This is a genomic window from Pseudomonas akapageensis, assembly GCF_011355085.1.
GTDB lineage: Bacteria > Pseudomonadota > Gammaproteobacteria > Pseudomonadales > Pseudomonadaceae > Aquipseudomonas > Aquipseudomonas akapageensis.
The window spans coordinates 146,992-161,672 of sequence record NZ_VXCP01000016.1; the positions used below are offsets into that span (position 1 = coordinate 146,992).

The following is a 14,681-nucleotide window of genomic DNA, read 5'->3' on the forward strand; positions in this document are numbered from 1 at the left end:
ATCAATAGATGCTGAACGGGAAGTACTTGTCGTTGATCTTCTTGTACGTACCGTCGGCAACGATTTCTTTCAGGGCGGCGTTCAGCTTCTCGCGAATCGGATCGCCTTTGCGCACGGCAATACCGATCTTGTCGCTTTCTTCGACCGGGTCGCCCTTGAACTCGTAAGCCTTTCCGGCGTCACTTTTCAGCCACTCGTAGTTGACGTACTTGTCGGCCAGGATGCCGTCGAGGCGGCCGGAAGTCAGGTCCAGGAAGGCGTTTTCCTGGGTGTCATACAGCTTGATCTCGATGTCGCTACCCAGGTTATCTTCCAGCCAGGTGCCGGCCAGGGTCGACCGTTGTGCGCCGATGACCTTACCCTTGAGCGAGTCCTTGTCGGTCTTGAACTCGACGTTTTTCGGGGCAATGAACTGCAGCTTGTTCGAGTAGTACGGGTCAGTGAAATCAACCGCCTGCTTGCGTTCGTCGGTGATCGACATCGACGAGATCAGGAAGTCGAATTTCTTGGCGTTCAGCGCGGGGATGATGCCGTCCCAGTCGGAAGTGACGACTGTGCACTCGACTTTCATCTTGGCGCACAGGGCGTCGCCGATCTCTTTGTCAAAACCGACGACCTGGCCACTGGCATCTTTATTGTTGAAGGGTGGGTAGGCCGCTTCGATGCCCATCTTCAGCGTTTCGGCCATGGCGTTCGCCGAAAGCACCAGAGAGGCGGCAGCGGCCAGGAGAAATTTCTTGTAGGTCTGCATGCGTGTTGCTCCGTTAGCGGTTGCTGGACATGAACTGTTTACAACGCGCCGAAAGCGGGTTTTCAAATACCTGCTGCGGCGATCCTTGCTCTTCAACGAGCCCCTGGTGAAGGAAGACCACTTCACTGGAAACCTGGCGGGCGAAGCTCATTTCATGGGTGACCAGTAGCATGGTTCGGCCTTCTTCGGCCAGTGCACGGATGACGTTGAGCACTTCTTGAACCATTTCCGGATCGAGTGCCGAAGTCGGCTCATCGAACAGGATGACTTTAGGCTGCATGGCCAGCGTGCGGGCAATGGCCGCCCGTTGCTGCTGGCCACCGGAGAGCTGTGCGGGATAGGCGTGGCGTTTGTCGCCGATGCCGACCTTGGCCAGCAATGCTTCGGCAACTTCAATGGCTTCGGCCTTGCTTTGGCCGAGGACGCGACGCGGGGCCTCGATGATGTTGTCGAGGATGGTCATGTGCGGCCACAGGTTGAAGTTCTGGAAAACGAAGCCGATCTCGCTGCGCATGCGATTGATCTGCTTGTTGTCGGCGGCGATCAGCTCACCGTTCTTGGCAGCTTTCAGCTTGAGTTCTTCGCCGGCCACCAGGATTTGCCCCTGATGCGGACTTTCCAGCAGGTTGATGCAACGTAGCAGTGTGGACTTGCCCGAACCGGAAGAGCCCAGGATCGAGATCACATCGCCGTCACGAGCGGTCAGCGAGATGCCTTTAAGTACCTCCAGTTCCCCGTAGCGTTTGTGCAGGTTACGGATTTCCAGAGCGGGCGTGGCCTCGGCCATGTGCGGTCCTCATGATGTCTGATGCGTTCCTGCTGTTGGTGGCCTTCCTGGCGAGGCGCCAAGCTAGCATAGCGGTTGGACGTCAGCCAACAACGCGGCGGCGGCAAATTACTACCGGGCGAGCGGGTGTCGCATCGCTGCAGTTGGCTGTCGCGCGGATGTCAACCGAGCCTGCCTGGCCTGCACTTTGCCGTGACTTTCCAGCGCGGGAGTCGCGTAAAAAAAGGCGCGATGGTGCCAGCTTTGGCGGGGTGTTGGAAGCGGCGTCTCTGTTCACCAGCACGAGGTGCGACAGATGGAGTGCTTGGTTGTACCGACGGTTGCTCCTTTGTGTGCGCACTTTTTGCGTGAAGGTGTTACCTCGGCAGTGAAATGGTGCAACTCATACAACGTGTAACTGGGTATTTCTGTAATGGAAATCCTCGCTTGATGGCAAAAAGCTATTATTTTCAAGGGGTTGATGTAAAAGCATCAGCCTCTCTGGGGCGGATGTGCCAGCGTTTTTGGCAAAAAGTGGCTCGGTTATTGCTAAAAAATCGCAACGGAATGTTACGGCCCTCACGAGGGGCACATTCCAGGCTCTGTACAGAACGTCTTTTACAAAGGTAGCTTTATGAGCAGTTCGCAAAACAATGACCTGGGCCAGGGGCTCAAGCAGCGGCATGTCACCATGCTGTCCATCGCCGGGGTGATTGGCGCAGGTTTGTTCGTCGGCTCCGGCCATGCCATCGCCCAGGCGGGTCCCGCCGTGCTGTTGGCTTATCTCGGGGCGGGTACCCTGGTAGTACTGGTCATGCGCATGCTGGCGGAAATGGCTGTGGCCTCGCCTGACACCGGTTCCTTCTCCACTTACGCCGACAAGGCCATCGGTCACTGGGCCGGTTTTACCATCGGCTGGCTGTACTGGTGGTTCTGGGTATTGGTGATTCCGCTGGAAGCCAATGCCGCCGCCACCATTCTGCACGCCTGGTTCCCTGGCATTGCAATCTGGGTCTTCACCTTGGTCATCACTTTGTTGCTGACTATTACCAACCTGTTCAGCGTGAAGAATTATGGCGAGTTCGAATTCTGGTTCGCCTTGATCAAGGTTCTGGCGATCCTGGGCTTCATCGCTCTGGGCGTGCTGGCGATCTTCGGCTTGTTGCCGACCAGCCAGGTCAGTGGTGTCAGCCATCTGGCCGATACCCAGGGCTTCATGCCAAATGGCATGGGCGCGGTGGTGGCCGCGATGCTGACCACCATGTTCTCTTTCATGGGTACTGAAATCGTCACCATTGCTGCCGCCGAGTCCAAGGACCCGGGCCAGCAGATCACCAAGGCAACCAACTCGGTTATCTGGCGGATCTTCCTGTTCTACCTCGTATCGATCTTTGTCGTGGTTGCCCTGGTGCCTTGGAACGACAGCCGTCTGGCCGAAGTCGGTTCCTACCAGACCGTTCTGGACCTGATGGGTATCCCGAACGCCAAGCTGATCGTCGACCTGGTGGTTCTGGTTGCCGTGACCAGCTGCCTGAACTCGGCCCTGTACACCGCTTCGCGCATGCTGTTCTCCCTGAGCAAGCGTGGTGATGCACCGGCCGTGGCTCAACGCACTACCTCCAGCGGCACTCCTTACTGGGCGGTCATGCTGTCCACCGCGGCAGCGTTCCTGGCGGTATTCGCCAACTATGTAGCGCCAGCCCAGGTGTTTGAGTTCCTGCTGGCAAGCTCGGGTGCAATCGCCCTGCTGGTTTACCTGGTGATCGCTTTCTCGCAATTGCGCATGCGCCGTCAGCGCATGGCGCGTGGTGAGAAGATTGCCTTCAAGATGTGGCTGTTCCCAGGTCTGACCTGGGCCACCATTGTCTTCATCGTTGGCATTCTGACCCTGATGCTGATTCGCGAGCAGAATCGCGCCGAAGTGCTTTCGACCGCGCTGCTGGCCATCGTGGTCGTCGCTGCCGGCATGCTGGTGGCTCGTCGTCGCAAGAGCGAGCAACTGGGCGCTGCGGTGTTGAGCCGCTGACAGCCGTTCGCTTGAGATAAAAGAAGGCCGCAGTCAGTAATGACTGCGGCTTTTTTTATTTCAGTTGAAAACCCAAAGCACGCGCGTGGCTTTGTCGGTGAGGTTGGCATAGCGGAACTGGGCATGGGGTGGTAGCTGAAAGCTGTCGTTGGGGCCGAGGGTGACTGGCTCTTCGTCGTTTTCCAGCCACAGGGTCAGTTCGCCTTCGAGCACGAAGCCGCCCTGTTCCGAGCTGTCGTTCAGGTGCCCCTCGCCACTGGTGGCGCCGGGTGCCAGGTGGCTTTCGAGCATGGAGAAGCCGCCGGAGATGGTCGGTGAGGCCAGCATGTCGGTAATGCCGCCCGCGTAGTACAGGGTGCGGCGCTCACCGGGGCGAGTGACCCAGCGCAGCGCGCGGGGCTTGTTCAGGTTGTAGAAGTAGGTGGTCGGTACGCCCAGGGTTTCGCTGATGGCCGTGAGGTCGGCAACGGTCGGGCGCGACAGCCCGCGCTCGACCTGTGACAGAAAGCCCACCGAACGATCGATCTTCTGGGCCAGGTCACCCAAAGTCATGTTCTTGTGTTTGCGCAGGTCGCGAATCAGGATCGCCAGGCCTTCGACTTCTTCTTGCATGTTCATGGGTGTACGTCCTTCGAATCAGATGACATCGCGCAGTCGGTACCAGGCCTTGCCTGCGGCTTCCAGTGGGGCAGCCAGTAAAGCGCCACCGGGAAAGCGCGGGTTGTCGATGCCCTGGTACAGCGCCAGCAGTGTTTCATCGCCCAGAATGGCATCGGCCACCGCACGTGCACCGGCCAGGGTGGGAAGTACACCATGCCCGGAGAAACCTTGCAGCCAGTAACGCTGGCCCTGGCGGCCGATATCCGGTGTGCGCTTCATGCTGACATCGATATGACCGCCCCAGGCGTATTCGAATTCGACACCGCGCAATTGCGGGAAGGCACGTTCCAGGTAAGGGCGAGTGGCGCTGGCCACGTCCTTCGGAATGCCGCCCAGGTAGGTGCAACCGCCGCCGAACAGCAGGCGGTGGTCCGGGGTCAGGCGGAAATAGTCGGGGACGAACTGGTTATCGATCACGCAGCTGTTACGCGGCAGCAGCGAGCGGGCGAAGTCGGGGGCCAGCGGTACCGTCGCGATCTGATAGGAGCCCACCGGCAGCAAGCGGCTGGAAAGCTGAGGGTCGAGACGATCGACATAGGCATTGCAGGCCAGCACCAGCTGATCACTGTGCACTTCACCCTTGTCGGTGCGGGCAATGAAGCCGTCGGCGGTTTCGCGGTAGTCCAGCACCTGGCTCTGCTCGAAAATCCGGCCACCGGCTTTCTCGATGGCGTTGGCCAGCCCTTGGGCTAGTTTCAATGGGTTGAGATGGCCGGCCTGGGGGTCGTACAGCGCTGCGAGGTAGCGTGGGCTGTCGATCCACTCGCGAATTTCGTCCTGCTCGATGACGCGCATTTCGCTGTAGCCCCATTTCTCTTCGGCTTCGCGCCTCGCTTCGTGCAATTGGCCGACCCGACGCTGCTGCACGGCGGCCCACAGACTGCCGGGGCGGTAGTCGATATCGAAGCCATGCCGCTCAGGCAGCTCGCGAATCTCTTCGGCCGCCCAACGCATGCTGTTCCACAACTCAAGGGTGCGCCCGTGCCCCAACGCCTTCTCCAGCGGCGGCATATCGCACGACCAGCCCAGCAGCGCCTGCCCGCCATTACGCCCGGATGCGGCCCAGGCCAGTCGGCTGGCCTCGAGCACTACCACGCGCTTGCCAGCCAGGCTCAGGCGCAGAGCCGTATGCAGCCCGCTGAAGCCACCGCCGATAATCAGTACGTCGCAGTGCAGACTGCCGGGCAGCGATGGTCTTAGCGGGATCTGACCTGGGTAGGTGCCGGCGTAGTAGGTTGCGATGTGCTGGGCGGACTGCTTGAACATGGGCGGGCCTTATGAAATTTTGTATTTGTTATTTCATGAATAAATAGCATGTAAATTTCACGCGGCCAAGTGGGATTTTCTTGTGGAGTGTTGGGGGAGGGGGGCGGTTCCGTTCGCGTATCAGGAAAGGGTATGGGAGCAGTTGCGCGTTGATGGGATATGAAGGTGTGCGCGAAGTGCCTAGGGGGCAAGAGTATGCAATTTGACGGCATCGAAACCTCACCAGCCGACGGCGTTGGATTTCCAGTCTTGGGTGAATCCCATTATCTGGAAAAAGCCGGCACCGTATTTGGTCTCTAGATCTATAATGCGTTGCTTGAAAGTGCCATTGAAATTAATTGATTCGAGCAAAACATGAATCATCGTTAGCGCTGAATAAACGGATTTGTTGTCGGTGAATTGTATTTTCTTTAGTTTGAAATTCGTGGGGCTGACACCAAGCTTGCTGTCCAGGAAGCGGTCATGGTGCGCCGCCATATTTCGGAGTACCGTTAGTGTGTGTAACCAACTCTCGAAAACTTCTGTTTGGGTGATACCAAACTTTGTTGAAATGGCTTTTTTGTCCGCCGGATCGCGTAGGATTGAGAAGGTCCTAGACCACATTCCCAGTGTCATGCATTCGCTCATGGCCCAGCTGGGTGGGAGGTAGGGGTCGTTATACTTTGTATAGTACGACGCGATGAACCCTTTTTGTCTAGAGCGTTCGACCTCTTGCTCAATTTTAGAGAGCATTTGCCCCATGCCAAATTTTCTATTTGGCAAGAAAATGTTTAGGTCCAAGTACCAGTGTGGTGAGTATTTTAGGCAAAGGTGATTACATATCGTTGTGCGCACTGCTACTTCTAATCGCTCAACGGACTCCAGGATTATGGATCTAATTTCTCGATCACATTCGTAGCGGTTTGCAATATGGTCAAACGTTGTTCCGTGTGTGAAGTTTCCTGTTGTGTTGTCGAGTAGCTGATGCCAATTACCTTTTAAGCGGTAATGGCCGACGTAGGAGATGTACTTCAGCGCTACGGAGTCGTCGGTAACTGTCAGGCCCTGTGATTTGAGCTTTGCCAAAAGTGCTTGAGGAGGTAGGGCTGGTTTGCCAAAGGGGGCTGATGTGCTTCCTGCTATTCACGGATTCCGGGCATAAAAAACTCGCCTGTTGCACGCCTGCTTCTGAAGCAGGACCCTACCCGGTGGGTAAGACGTGTGGCGAGTGTGTTGAGTTCAGGTTATTGAAGGTTGACACCAGCGTCAACCAAAAAAGATTAACTGGCTTGTGGTTTTGGGGTTGTCGCATCCGAGAGCGCCGTTTGGGAGAGGAGTTTTCAGCCAAACTGGAACGCTCAGAAAGCATTCTCCTCGGCCATGGGCTGCCGGGATGTTGATGGGTTGCCGTCTTTAGGAAGGTGCGCTGAAATTACAGTTCATTGCGTGATTCGCGGCATTCACCAGTGCCTTGGCAGATTCGAGCACATGACACGCCATCATCGCGTGGCTGCTTTTGAATGAGACCTCATCCAGCGCAAGGGCCTCCATTGCATCCAGGGCAGTAGCCAGCATGTCGGAAGCGTTCTGCAATGCATTCGTTGCAGTTACGCCAGCACGCACTGCCAGAAGCTTGTCAGGAGCTGTAGCGATGTTCAGGAATCCGGTCTCTTCGGTAACAGGTATATGAGTGATCATAAAGGGCCTCATCGCGAATCTTGAAGGCGTCTGCAATGGGGATGTAGACGCTGTTGCGCCTAGCATGGTCGGACCGCCAAGTCCGGTCGCTGAATTTGCAGCGACCAGGGAACCTTAACGTCGAGCCATGGAGGGCGCAATGATGAAGGCGCTGGTGAAACTCTAAGAATCTTCTGTTGTAAATGTCAGTTCTGAGAGCTCTCAAGTGCCATCGTTTTTGCCTCAATCGCTGCGGCGAAATCCGCTACGAACTCAGGGCTGTCCAGCCACGCGTCGATTGCTTGTAGATCTGCTCCATCCCATGCGCGATAGGTATACAGAAGAGCCATCATGTATCGCGTGCCAAACCGCATGTCTCCAGGGTATGCGGCCAATTCCAGCAATGGGCTTTGCACGAAAACGTTGAGCATCGACCTCTGATCGATTGCTTCGGCCTCTTTCATGGTGCTGAACAAATCGTCATATGCACCGTGAGCCATTGCTGTGGCGACGATATCTTCAGCGCTCAACTCGGGAGGCTGGGCGTACCTCAGAGGCTCTCGCATATGGCTGCGAGCCACTCGATTCTGCTTTGCCTTGGTTGCAGCGCGCTTTGTGCGCTTCTGCTGTTTGCATGTAGATGCCATGCGCTCAGTTCCTTGTGCGGGCAGAAGGGGTGGTGAGGGGGTATTAAATCGCAGGCAATAAAAAACCCCAAGGAATCACTTCGCTTGGGGTTTTTCGGTATTAGTGGTGCCCAGAGACGGAATCGAACCGCCGACACGGGGATTTTCAATCCCCTGCTCTACCGACTGAGCTATCTGGGCAACGGGGCGCATTAAAAGGCTTTTTCGAGGAAGCGTCAAGCAAGTTTTTAAAAATTTTTTGAATTAATACCGAAGCTTACGAATTTGCTCAATTATTGAGCAGGTGGAACGTAGCCTTCGGCCTTGGCGTAATCTTCGCCCGAAAAGAACTTGTCCATTTCGCCCTGGAGGTATTTGCGGTCCTCGGCGTTCATCATGTTCAGGCGCTTTTCGTTGATCAGCAGGGTCTGGTGTTTTTGCCAGTCGGCCCAGGCTTTCTGCGAGACGTGTTCGAAAATGTCCTGGCCCTTGGCGCCCGGGTACGGAGGGCGCTCCAGGCCTGGCAGTTCTTCTTTGTACTTGCGGCACATTACGGTGCGGGTCATGACAACTCTCCTGCGTTCAAGGCGTCGGCCGCGCGCTTCAGCAGTTTTTTCACCGGGGCAGCAAGGCCCAGGCGCGGCGGGGTGGCGAGGTTATACCAGAGCCAGTCGGCCTCGGCCACGTGATGGCCGGACTCCTCGACCTGGACCAGCCAGGGTTCGATCGCCAACTGGAAGTGGCTGAAGGTGTGGGTCAGCTCGGGCAGCCCGTGAGGCGTGCCCAGGGCGAGCGAGTGCTGCGCGGCAAGATGTTCGAGGTCATCCAGGCCGTCGAGCTCCGGAAGGCTCCACAGGCCGCCCCAGAGACCGCTGGAGGGGCGCCGATAAAGCAGTATGGCGCCATCGCGGTTGGCTAGCATGGGCATCAGAGTGCGCTTTTGCGGCAGGGCCTTGCGCGGCTTGGGGACCGGGTAGCGGGCCTCGAGGCCGAGCAGGTGGGCCTGGCAGCCTTTTTCCAGTGGGCAAAGCAGGCAGCTGGGCTTGCTGCGGGTGCACAGGGTCGCGCCCAGGTCCATCATCGCCTGGGTGTAGTGGTTGACCCGAGTCTGCGGGGTAAACAGTTCGGCATTGGCCCACAGCGCCTTGGCCACTTTCGGCTCGCCCGGGTAACCTTCCTGGGCGGTGTAGCGAGCCAGTACGCGTTTCACATTGCCGTCGAGGATCGGTGCGCGCAGGCCCATGCTGATGCTGGCGATGGCGCCCGCGGTGGAAAGACCAATGCCCGGCAGCTCGGTCAGTTTCTCGACGTCGCGCGGAAATTCGCCGCCATATTGCTCGACGACGATCTTTGCGGTCTTCTGCAGGTTGCGCGCACGGGTGTAGTAACCCAGACCGGTCCACAGATGCAGCACCTCGTCTTCCGGTGCCGAGGCCAGGGCTTCGACCGTCGGCAGGGCTGCCATGAAGCGGTCGAAGTAGTTGAGCACGGTGCTGACCTGGGTCTGTTGCAGCATGATCTCCGAAACCCACACCCGATACGGCGTGATGCCTTGTTGCCAGGGCAGGTCATGCCGACCGTTGTGGTCGTACCAGTTCAGGACGGCTGTTGAAAATTGCTCGGGGCTCATCGCTTGAACAGCCCCTTGAGTGCGTCTTTCAATTCCGGGCTGACCTTGTCGCCGATTTTCTCTTCGAGTTTTTCGTTGAGCTTGTCGCCAGCCACTTTGCCGGCAATCTTGCCCAGGCCGTCCCTGTCGACACGACAGGCCTTGGCGCCCAGTTCCATTGGCCCACGGCACCGCAGCGGCCACTCCAGGCCGACAAAGCGCTCGTTGACCTGGCAGGCCGGGTCGGGCATCTCGCTCTTGTCGCCTTCGATGATTACGCCGACGCGGTAATCCATGCCGAGCACGCGCAGGTCAATGTCACCCTCGCCGTTGACCGTCAGGCCGGGAATACGCGCCTTCAGGTCCGGGTTGCTGGCCACGCCGTTGCGAAACACCAGGTTGCCCTTGAGCTCCTCGAACGGCGTGTCCTTGCCGCGCGGCTGGCCACTGAGGGACTTGCGATTGAGGGTGGCGATGCCTTGGCAGAGCTGTTGCTCCAGGTTGGCATTGACCAGCACGCCATCATCGATGGTGAAGTTGGCGTTGCCGTTGAGGGTATCGATCAGGGCCTTCTGGCTATTGCCGCTGGCAGTCAGGTCGCTGTCGAGGCTCAGCAGGCCTTTGACTGGAGGCGTCTGGTCCTGGGCTTTGATGAAGTGTTCGACCGGCACCTGCTTGATTCGCGTTTGCAGACCGATCAGCGGCACGGCAGGGCGCACATCGAGCGTGCCCCGGGTTTCGAATTCGCCATTGTAGAGGCCGCCGCTCAGGCTCTCGAGCTTGATCAGCCCGTCCAGGCCCTGGGTCTTGAGCACGGCGTTGTCGATCGGCAGTTTGTCCAGGGTCAGCACGCCGAAGCTCAGGTCCGCCTGCAGGTCGAGCTTGCGCAGGCGATCGACCGGCAGCAGTTTGTCATCACTCCAGGCGGCCTTGGTGGGTGCGTTGGGTAGCGGCGAGTCGCCGGCTCCGGCCAATGCGCTGCTTTCGCTTGCCTTGACTTCCGACTGGCGTGCGGCCTTTGCGCTGGCCGCCGCTTCGCTCTTGGGCGGCAGATAACGGTCGGCATCGAACTTGTCGCCCTTGAGCTGTACGCGCAGCGATTGCTTGGCGAAATCCTCGACTGCAATGCGGCCGCTGAACAGGCTGTCGTCCACTTTGAGGTTGAGGTCTTCAAGGGCCAGGCTGTTCTTGCTGCCTTCCAGGCGGCTGACCAGCTCGAACTTGCTCAAGCTGCCGGCAGCCATCGGTGGCAGGGTCTGGCCGATACTGTCGAGGAAGGTGCGCAGGTCCAGCTGGGCGATGGACAGGCCGCCGGAGAGTTTTGGCTCCTTGTTCAGGTCGCGGAAATTGAGCTCGCCGAGGGCGCGCAGCTGGTTGGCGGAAAGTTTGAGGCCATTCCATTCGGCGATGTTGGCAGCCAGGTCGACCAGCAATTGGCCTTGCGCGGCGAAGGTCATGCTCTTGCCTTGCAGCGGCTCGCCGGAAGCCTCGCCGGAGAGTTTCATGTCTTCGAACTGGTAACGCTTGAGCGCACGATCAAAGCGCAGCTCGCCATTGAGCTCGGTGCGGGCGCGCAGAACGGGCTGGCTGCTGCCGAAGAACGCTGTCAGCTTGACCGGGATGTTGATGCCTTCATGCACGGCGCCGGTGCTCAATTGAATGCTTTCGGCACTCAGCTGCTGACCGCTCTTGGCATCAGTGAACTCAACACGTGCGTTGTTGACGGTCAGGCTGTCGATGTCCAGCTTGAGCGGACGCTGGGCGGCAACGTCCTTGGTCGGGGCAGGGGCCTCGGGAACGGGTGCATTGGCGTCGGTGGCCGCGGTGGTCGGCGCCGGGGTGGCGACCGGCAGCGGGCGCCCGATGTCTTCCCAGTTGCCGTGGCCGTTCTCATCGCGGCTCAGGGTCAGGTTCAGGCCTTCTACCCGTACATCGCTCATTTGCACTTCGCGGCGCAGCAGCGGCAGCACGCGTACCGAAAGCCCGAGCATCTGCAGGTCGGCGAACGGCACCTTGGGATTGTTCAGCGTGGCAATGCTGGCTTCATGCAGCTCCAGGCCGAGCCAGGGGAACAGGCTCCAGCCAATATCACCGTTGAGGGTGAGTTCCAGGTGCGCCTTGTCACGTGCCAGCTGGCGGATCTCGTCTTTGTAGTCGTTGGGATCGAATAGATGGGTCAGGGCAAAGCCCAGAGCCACAATGATCAGCAACAACCCGAGAAGCACCAGTCCCAGGATTTTGCCGAACGCTTTCATGGGCGAGTCCTTGTTGTCTGAATTCCAAATTTAGCCCGAGAGTATAGCGCGCAAGACTTGGCCGAAGGGTCAAGTGGCGGCGGGGCCGAAGGTGATGCGTTTTGTTGCTCAAAAAATGTTCTGTTCAGTCCGCAGTATCCAGCGGCAAATGCAGCTTGGCGGCCAGCGCCTGCGCTTCCAGGTGGCCTGCCGGTGCCAGCAGACGTAGCTGCGTGCCGGACTGTTCGGCGATTTTTCTGGCCTCGCTGACCAGTCGTTCAGCTACGCCACGACGTCGGGTTATTGTTCTTACGCAAATGTGGGAGAGGTAAGACACCGACTCCTGTCGTTGCAGACGCGCAGCCCCAAGAAGGCGGTCGTTGAAGCGGGCGCCAATCAGGGTCGAGTCGCGCAGGCAGGCATCGATCAGATCCTGGCTGTCCTGGTAAGGCTCAAAAAGCCAATGCGGGGCATCGTGATAGACCTTCTGCAGATCGACCCGGTCTTGTTGGGTCGGTTCGGTCAGGATTTCGACAACGACGGGCATGGCAATTCCTCGATGAGCCAGAGAAAGCAGTTAGTGCAACAGTGAAAACACCGGCTTGCGACCGCTGCGGACGGTGAATGGTACCCTTTCGTACTTCGTCGGTGCTGCCGCGTTCCACCGACGGACCGCTCTATCACGCAATCTACTGGCACGCAGCCGCATGTGCGCCAGTGAAATTCCCTTCCGTGCATCTTGTTTGCTTCATGCCGACGGCTTCTGGCCCTATACTATCTGCCTTTTTCGCCCAATGATTTTGCGGAGCTGGTGATGGCCGAACGTAAGGCGTCCGTCGAGCGCAACACTCTGGAAACCCAGATCAAAGCCTCGATCAACCTGGATGGCACCGGAAAGGCCCGATTCGATATCGGGGTTCCCTTCCTTGAGCACATGCTTGACCAGATCGCCCGGCACGGGCTGATCGACCTGGATATCGAGTGCAAGGGCGACCTGCATATCGACGATCACCACACGGTGGAAGACGTCGGTATCACCTTGGGTCAGGCATTCGCACAAGCGATCGGCGACAAGAAAGGCATACGTCGCTACGGTCATTCCTATGTGCCGCTGGACGAAGCGCTGTCGCGCGTGGTCATCGACTTCTCCGGTCGCCCGGGGCTGCAGATGCATGTGCCGTACACTCGAGCCTCGGTCGGTGGCTTCGATGTCGACCTGTTCCAGGAGTTCTTCCAGGGCTTCGTCAACCACGCCCTGGTCAGCCTGCACATCGACAATCTGCGTGGGCACAACACCCACCACCAGATCGAGACCGTGTTCAAGGCCTTCGGTCGTGCCCTGCGCATGGCTGTCGAACTCGATGAGCGCATGGCCGGGCAGATGCCTTCGACAAAAGGTTGCCTGTAATGCAGACGGTCGCGGTTATCGACTACGGCATGGGTAACCTGCACTCGGTGGCCAAGGCCCTCGAGCATGTCGGCGCAGGCCGGGTGCAGATCACCAGTGATGCCAACGTGATTCGTGAGGCCGACCGGGTCGTGTTCCCGGGCGTCGGCGCCATTCGCGATTGCATGGCCGAGATTCGCCGGCTGGGCTTCGACGCGCTGGTGCGCGAAGTCAGCCAGGATCGGCCATTCCTCGGCATTTGCGTGGGCATGCAAGCCTTGCTCGACCACAGCGAGGAGAACGACGGCGTCGATTGCATCGGCCTGTTCCCTGGCAATGTGCGCTTTTTCGGCAAGGACCTGCATGAAGATGGCGAGCACCTGAAGGTGCCGCACATGGGCTGGAACGAAGTGTCGCAGACAATCGATCACCCGCTGTGGCACAACATCCCGGACATGGCGCGCTTCTACTTCGTGCACAGCTACTACGTTGCCGCGGCCAAGGCCGTTCAGGTAGTTGGTCGTGGCCACTATGGCGCCGATTTCGCCGCCGCATTGGCCGAGGGCTCGCGCTTTGCCGTGCAGTTCCACCCGGAGAAGAGCCATACCCATGGCCTGCAGCTGCTGCAGAACTTCGCGGCATGGGATGGTCGCTGGTAAATGGCCAAGAAGACCAAGCCGCCTATTCTCACGCTCACGCCAGAGCAGGAGAATGAAGCCAACAGCAAGATCAAGCGGTTCATGGAAGATCGCTTCGAGCTGAACCTGGGCTCGTTCGAGGCGGCTGAAATCCTCGATCTGTTTACCCGCGAAATTGCTCCGCACTATTACAACAGGGCGATTTTCGATGTGCAGGCGCACCTCAAGGAGAGGTTCGACAGCATCGAAAGCGACCTGTGGGCGCTCGAGAAAAACTGATTTTCGAGTGAAGCTGAATATTCGTTCTTGAAGGTTTGCCAGATGCTGATTATCCCCGCTATCGATCTCAAAGACGGTGCCTGCGTTCGTCTGCGCCAGGGCCGCATGGAAGATTCCACAGTGTTCTCCGATGACCCGGTGAGCATGGCTGCCAAGTGGGTGGAGGGCGGTTGCCGCCGTCTGCATCTGGTCGATCTCAATGGCGCCTTCGAAGGCCAGCCGGTCAACGGTGAAGTGGTCACCGCGATTGCCAAGCGCTACCCGAACCTGCCGATCCAGATCGGTGGCGGCATCCGCTCGCTGGAAACCATCGAGCACTACGTCAAGGCCGGCGTCAGCTACGTGATCATCGGTACCAAGGCGGTCAAGGAGCCCGAGTTCGTAGCTGAGGCCTGCCGCGCCTTCCCGGGCAAGGTGATCGTTGGCCTGGACGCCAAGGACGGTTTCGTCGCCACCGACGGCTGGGCAGAAGTGAGCACCGTGCAGGTGATCGACCTGGCCAAGCGTTTTGAAGCCGACGGCGTATCGGCCATCGTTTACACCGACATCGCCAAAGACGGCATGATGCAGGGTTGCAACGTACCGTTCACCGCTGCACTGGCTGCGGCCACGCGGATTCCGGTGATCGCGTCCGGTGGTATCCACAACCTCGGCGACATCAAGTCGCTGCTCGATGCCAAGGCACCCGGGATCATCGGCGCGATCACCGGCCGGGCGATCTACGAAGGCACTCTCGATGTCGCCGAGGCGCAAGCCTTCTGCGATTCGTACAAAGGCTGAGGA

16 protein-coding genes and 1 tRNA gene are annotated in these 14,681 nt (G+C 58.7%); 5 read left to right on the plus strand and 12 right to left on the minus strand.

Annotated features, from left to right (window positions below; all coding sequences use genetic code 11):
• Position 1 precedes the first annotated feature (1 nt).
• Positions 2-751, minus strand: a complete 750-nt coding sequence (locus tag F2S13_RS12635) for an ABC transporter substrate-binding protein (RefSeq protein WP_166361184.1) — start codon at positions 749-751, stop codon at positions 2-4.
• A 13-nt stretch (positions 752-764) separates the two neighbouring features.
• Positions 765-1,538: an ABC transporter ATP-binding protein gene (locus tag F2S13_RS12640; protein ID WP_166361186.1), complete on the minus strand. Its 774-nt coding sequence runs from the start codon at positions 1,536-1,538 to the stop codon at positions 765-767.
• A 613-nt stretch (positions 1,539-2,151) separates the two neighbouring features.
• Here F2S13_RS12640 and gabP point away from each other — a divergent pair.
• Entirely contained in the window at positions 2,152-3,543 is a 1,392-nt protein-coding gene (gene gabP, locus F2S13_RS12645) for a GABA permease (RefSeq protein WP_166361188.1), read from the plus strand.
• A 60-nt stretch (positions 3,544-3,603) separates the two neighbouring features.
• Here gabP and F2S13_RS12650 read toward each other — a convergent pair whose 3' ends face one another.
• The 10 genes from F2S13_RS12650 to panM form a co-directional block, all read right to left on the minus strand.
• Positions 3,604-4,161 (minus strand): helix-turn-helix domain-containing protein, encoded by a 558-nt coding sequence (locus F2S13_RS12650; protein ID WP_166361190.1) that lies wholly within the window; start codon positions 4,159-4,161, stop codon positions 3,604-3,606.
• An 18-nt stretch (positions 4,162-4,179) separates the two neighbouring features.
• Complete coding sequence (locus tag F2S13_RS12655; RefSeq protein WP_166361192.1) at positions 4,180-5,469, minus strand: NAD(P)/FAD-dependent oxidoreductase; 1,290 nt, start codon at positions 5,467-5,469, stop codon at positions 4,180-4,182.
• Between the two features lie 219 nt (positions 5,470-5,688).
• Positions 5,689-6,534 (minus strand): Abi family protein, encoded by an 846-nt coding sequence (locus F2S13_RS12660; protein WP_166361194.1) that lies wholly within the window; start codon positions 6,532-6,534, stop codon positions 5,689-5,691.
• 327 nt (positions 6,535-6,861) lie between these two features.
• Positions 6,862-7,146 carry a DUF3077 domain-containing protein gene (locus tag F2S13_RS12665; protein WP_166361196.1) on the minus strand — a complete coding sequence of 95 codons (285 nt, stop codon included), beginning with the start codon at positions 7,144-7,146 and terminating at the stop codon, positions 6,862-6,864.
• 185 nt (positions 7,147-7,331) lie between these two features.
• The gene (locus F2S13_RS12670) at positions 7,332-7,772 is read right to left on the minus strand and encodes a hypothetical protein (protein WP_166361198.1); all 441 of its coding nucleotides are present in this window, start codon (positions 7,770-7,772) and stop codon (positions 7,332-7,334) included.
• Positions 7,773-7,876: 104 nt separating this feature from the next.
• Positions 7,877-7,952, minus strand: a tRNA-Phe gene (locus tag F2S13_RS12675).
• Positions 7,953-8,044: 92 nt separating this feature from the next.
• Positions 8,045-8,317 (minus strand): oxidative damage protection protein, encoded by a 273-nt coding sequence (locus tag F2S13_RS12680; protein ID WP_166361200.1) that lies wholly within the window; start codon positions 8,315-8,317, stop codon positions 8,045-8,047.
• Positions 8,314-9,381, minus strand: coding sequence for an A/G-specific adenine glycosylase (gene mutY, locus F2S13_RS12685; protein ID WP_166361202.1), 1,068 nt, complete (start codon positions 9,379-9,381; stop codon positions 8,314-8,316). Before mutY ends, F2S13_RS12680 begins: the two co-directional genes overlap by 4 nt.
• The gene (locus F2S13_RS12690; protein WP_166361204.1) at positions 9,378-11,615 is read right to left on the minus strand and encodes an AsmA family protein; all 2,238 of its coding nucleotides are present in this window, start codon (positions 11,613-11,615) and stop codon (positions 9,378-9,380) included. The genes mutY and F2S13_RS12690 overlap by 4 nt, the downstream gene beginning before the upstream one ends.
• Positions 11,616-11,739: 124 nt before the next feature.
• Positions 11,740-12,141: an aspartate 1-decarboxylase autocleavage activator PanM gene (gene panM, locus F2S13_RS12695; protein ID WP_166361206.1), complete on the minus strand. Its 402-nt coding sequence runs from the start codon at positions 12,139-12,141 to the stop codon at positions 11,740-11,742.
• A gap of 267 nt (positions 12,142-12,408) precedes the next feature.
• On the opposite strand from panM, the gene hisB reads away from it, so the two are divergent.
• Genes hisB through hisA form a run of 4 tightly spaced genes read left to right on the plus strand, consistent with a single transcriptional unit; the run spans position 12,409 to position 14,678 of the window.
• Positions 12,409-13,002, plus strand: coding sequence for an imidazoleglycerol-phosphate dehydratase HisB (hisB, locus tag F2S13_RS12700; protein ID WP_166361208.1), 594 nt, complete (start codon positions 12,409-12,411; stop codon positions 13,000-13,002).
• Positions 13,002-13,640: an imidazole glycerol phosphate synthase subunit HisH gene (hisH, locus tag F2S13_RS12705; RefSeq protein ID WP_166361210.1), complete on the plus strand. Its 639-nt coding sequence runs from the start codon at positions 13,002-13,004 to the stop codon at positions 13,638-13,640. Before hisB ends, hisH begins: the two co-directional genes overlap by 1 nt.
• Positions 13,641-13,898, plus strand: a complete 258-nt coding sequence (locus F2S13_RS12710; protein ID WP_166361212.1) for a DUF2164 domain-containing protein — start codon at positions 13,641-13,643, stop codon at positions 13,896-13,898.
• Positions 13,899-13,940: 42 nt separating this feature from the next.
• Positions 13,941-14,678, plus strand: a complete 738-nt coding sequence (gene hisA, locus F2S13_RS12715; protein ID WP_166361214.1) for a 1-(5-phosphoribosyl)-5-[(5-phosphoribosylamino)methylideneamino]imidazole-4-carboxamide isomerase — start codon at positions 13,941-13,943, stop codon at positions 14,676-14,678.
• The last annotated feature ends 3 nt before the right edge of the window (positions 14,679-14,681 follow it).

Bases quoted from the DNA above. Each gene is read 5' to 3' on its own strand.
- F2S13_RS12650 (WP_166361190.1), bottom strand. From the start codon at position 4,161: ATGAACATGCAAGAAGAAGTCGAAGGCCTGGCGATCCTGATTCGCGAC.
- hisA (WP_166361214.1), top strand. From the start codon at position 13,941: ATGCTGATTATCCCCGCTATCGATCTCAAAGACGGTGCCTGCGTTCGT.
- mutY (WP_166361202.1), bottom strand. From the start codon at position 9,381: ATGAGCCCCGAGCAATTTTCAACAGCCGTCCTGAACTGGTACGACCAC.
- F2S13_RS12690 (WP_166361204.1), bottom strand. From the start codon at position 11,615: ATGAAAGCGTTCGGCAAAATCCTGGGACTGGTGCTTCTCGGGTTGTTG.
- gabP (WP_166361188.1), top strand. From the start codon at position 2,152: ATGAGCAGTTCGCAAAACAATGACCTGGGCCAGGGGCTCAAGCAGCGG.
- hisH (WP_166361210.1), top strand. From the start codon at position 13,002: ATGCAGACGGTCGCGGTTATCGACTACGGCATGGGTAACCTGCACTCG.
- hisB (WP_166361208.1), top strand. From the start codon at position 12,409: ATGGCCGAACGTAAGGCGTCCGTCGAGCGCAACACTCTGGAAACCCAG.
- F2S13_RS12655 (WP_166361192.1), bottom strand. From the start codon at position 5,469: ATGTTCAAGCAGTCCGCCCAGCACATCGCAACCTACTACGCCGGCACC.
- F2S13_RS12680 (WP_166361200.1), bottom strand. From the start codon at position 8,317: ATGACCCGCACCGTAATGTGCCGCAAGTACAAAGAAGAACTGCCAGGC.
- F2S13_RS12635 (WP_166361184.1), bottom strand. From the start codon at position 751: ATGCAGACCTACAAGAAATTTCTCCTGGCCGCTGCCGCCTCTCTGGTG.
- F2S13_RS12640 (WP_166361186.1), bottom strand. From the start codon at position 1,538: ATGGCCGAGGCCACGCCCGCTCTGGAAATCCGTAACCTGCACAAACGC.
- F2S13_RS12665 (WP_166361196.1), bottom strand. From the start codon at position 7,146: ATGATCACTCATATACCTGTTACCGAAGAGACCGGATTCCTGAACATC.
- F2S13_RS12670 (WP_166361198.1), bottom strand. From the start codon at position 7,772: ATGGCATCTACATGCAAACAGCAGAAGCGCACAAAGCGCGCTGCAACC.
- F2S13_RS12710 (WP_166361212.1), top strand. From the start codon at position 13,641: ATGGCCAAGAAGACCAAGCCGCCTATTCTCACGCTCACGCCAGAGCAG.
- panM (WP_166361206.1), bottom strand. From the start codon at position 12,141: ATGCCCGTCGTTGTCGAAATCCTGACCGAACCGACCCAACAAGACCGG.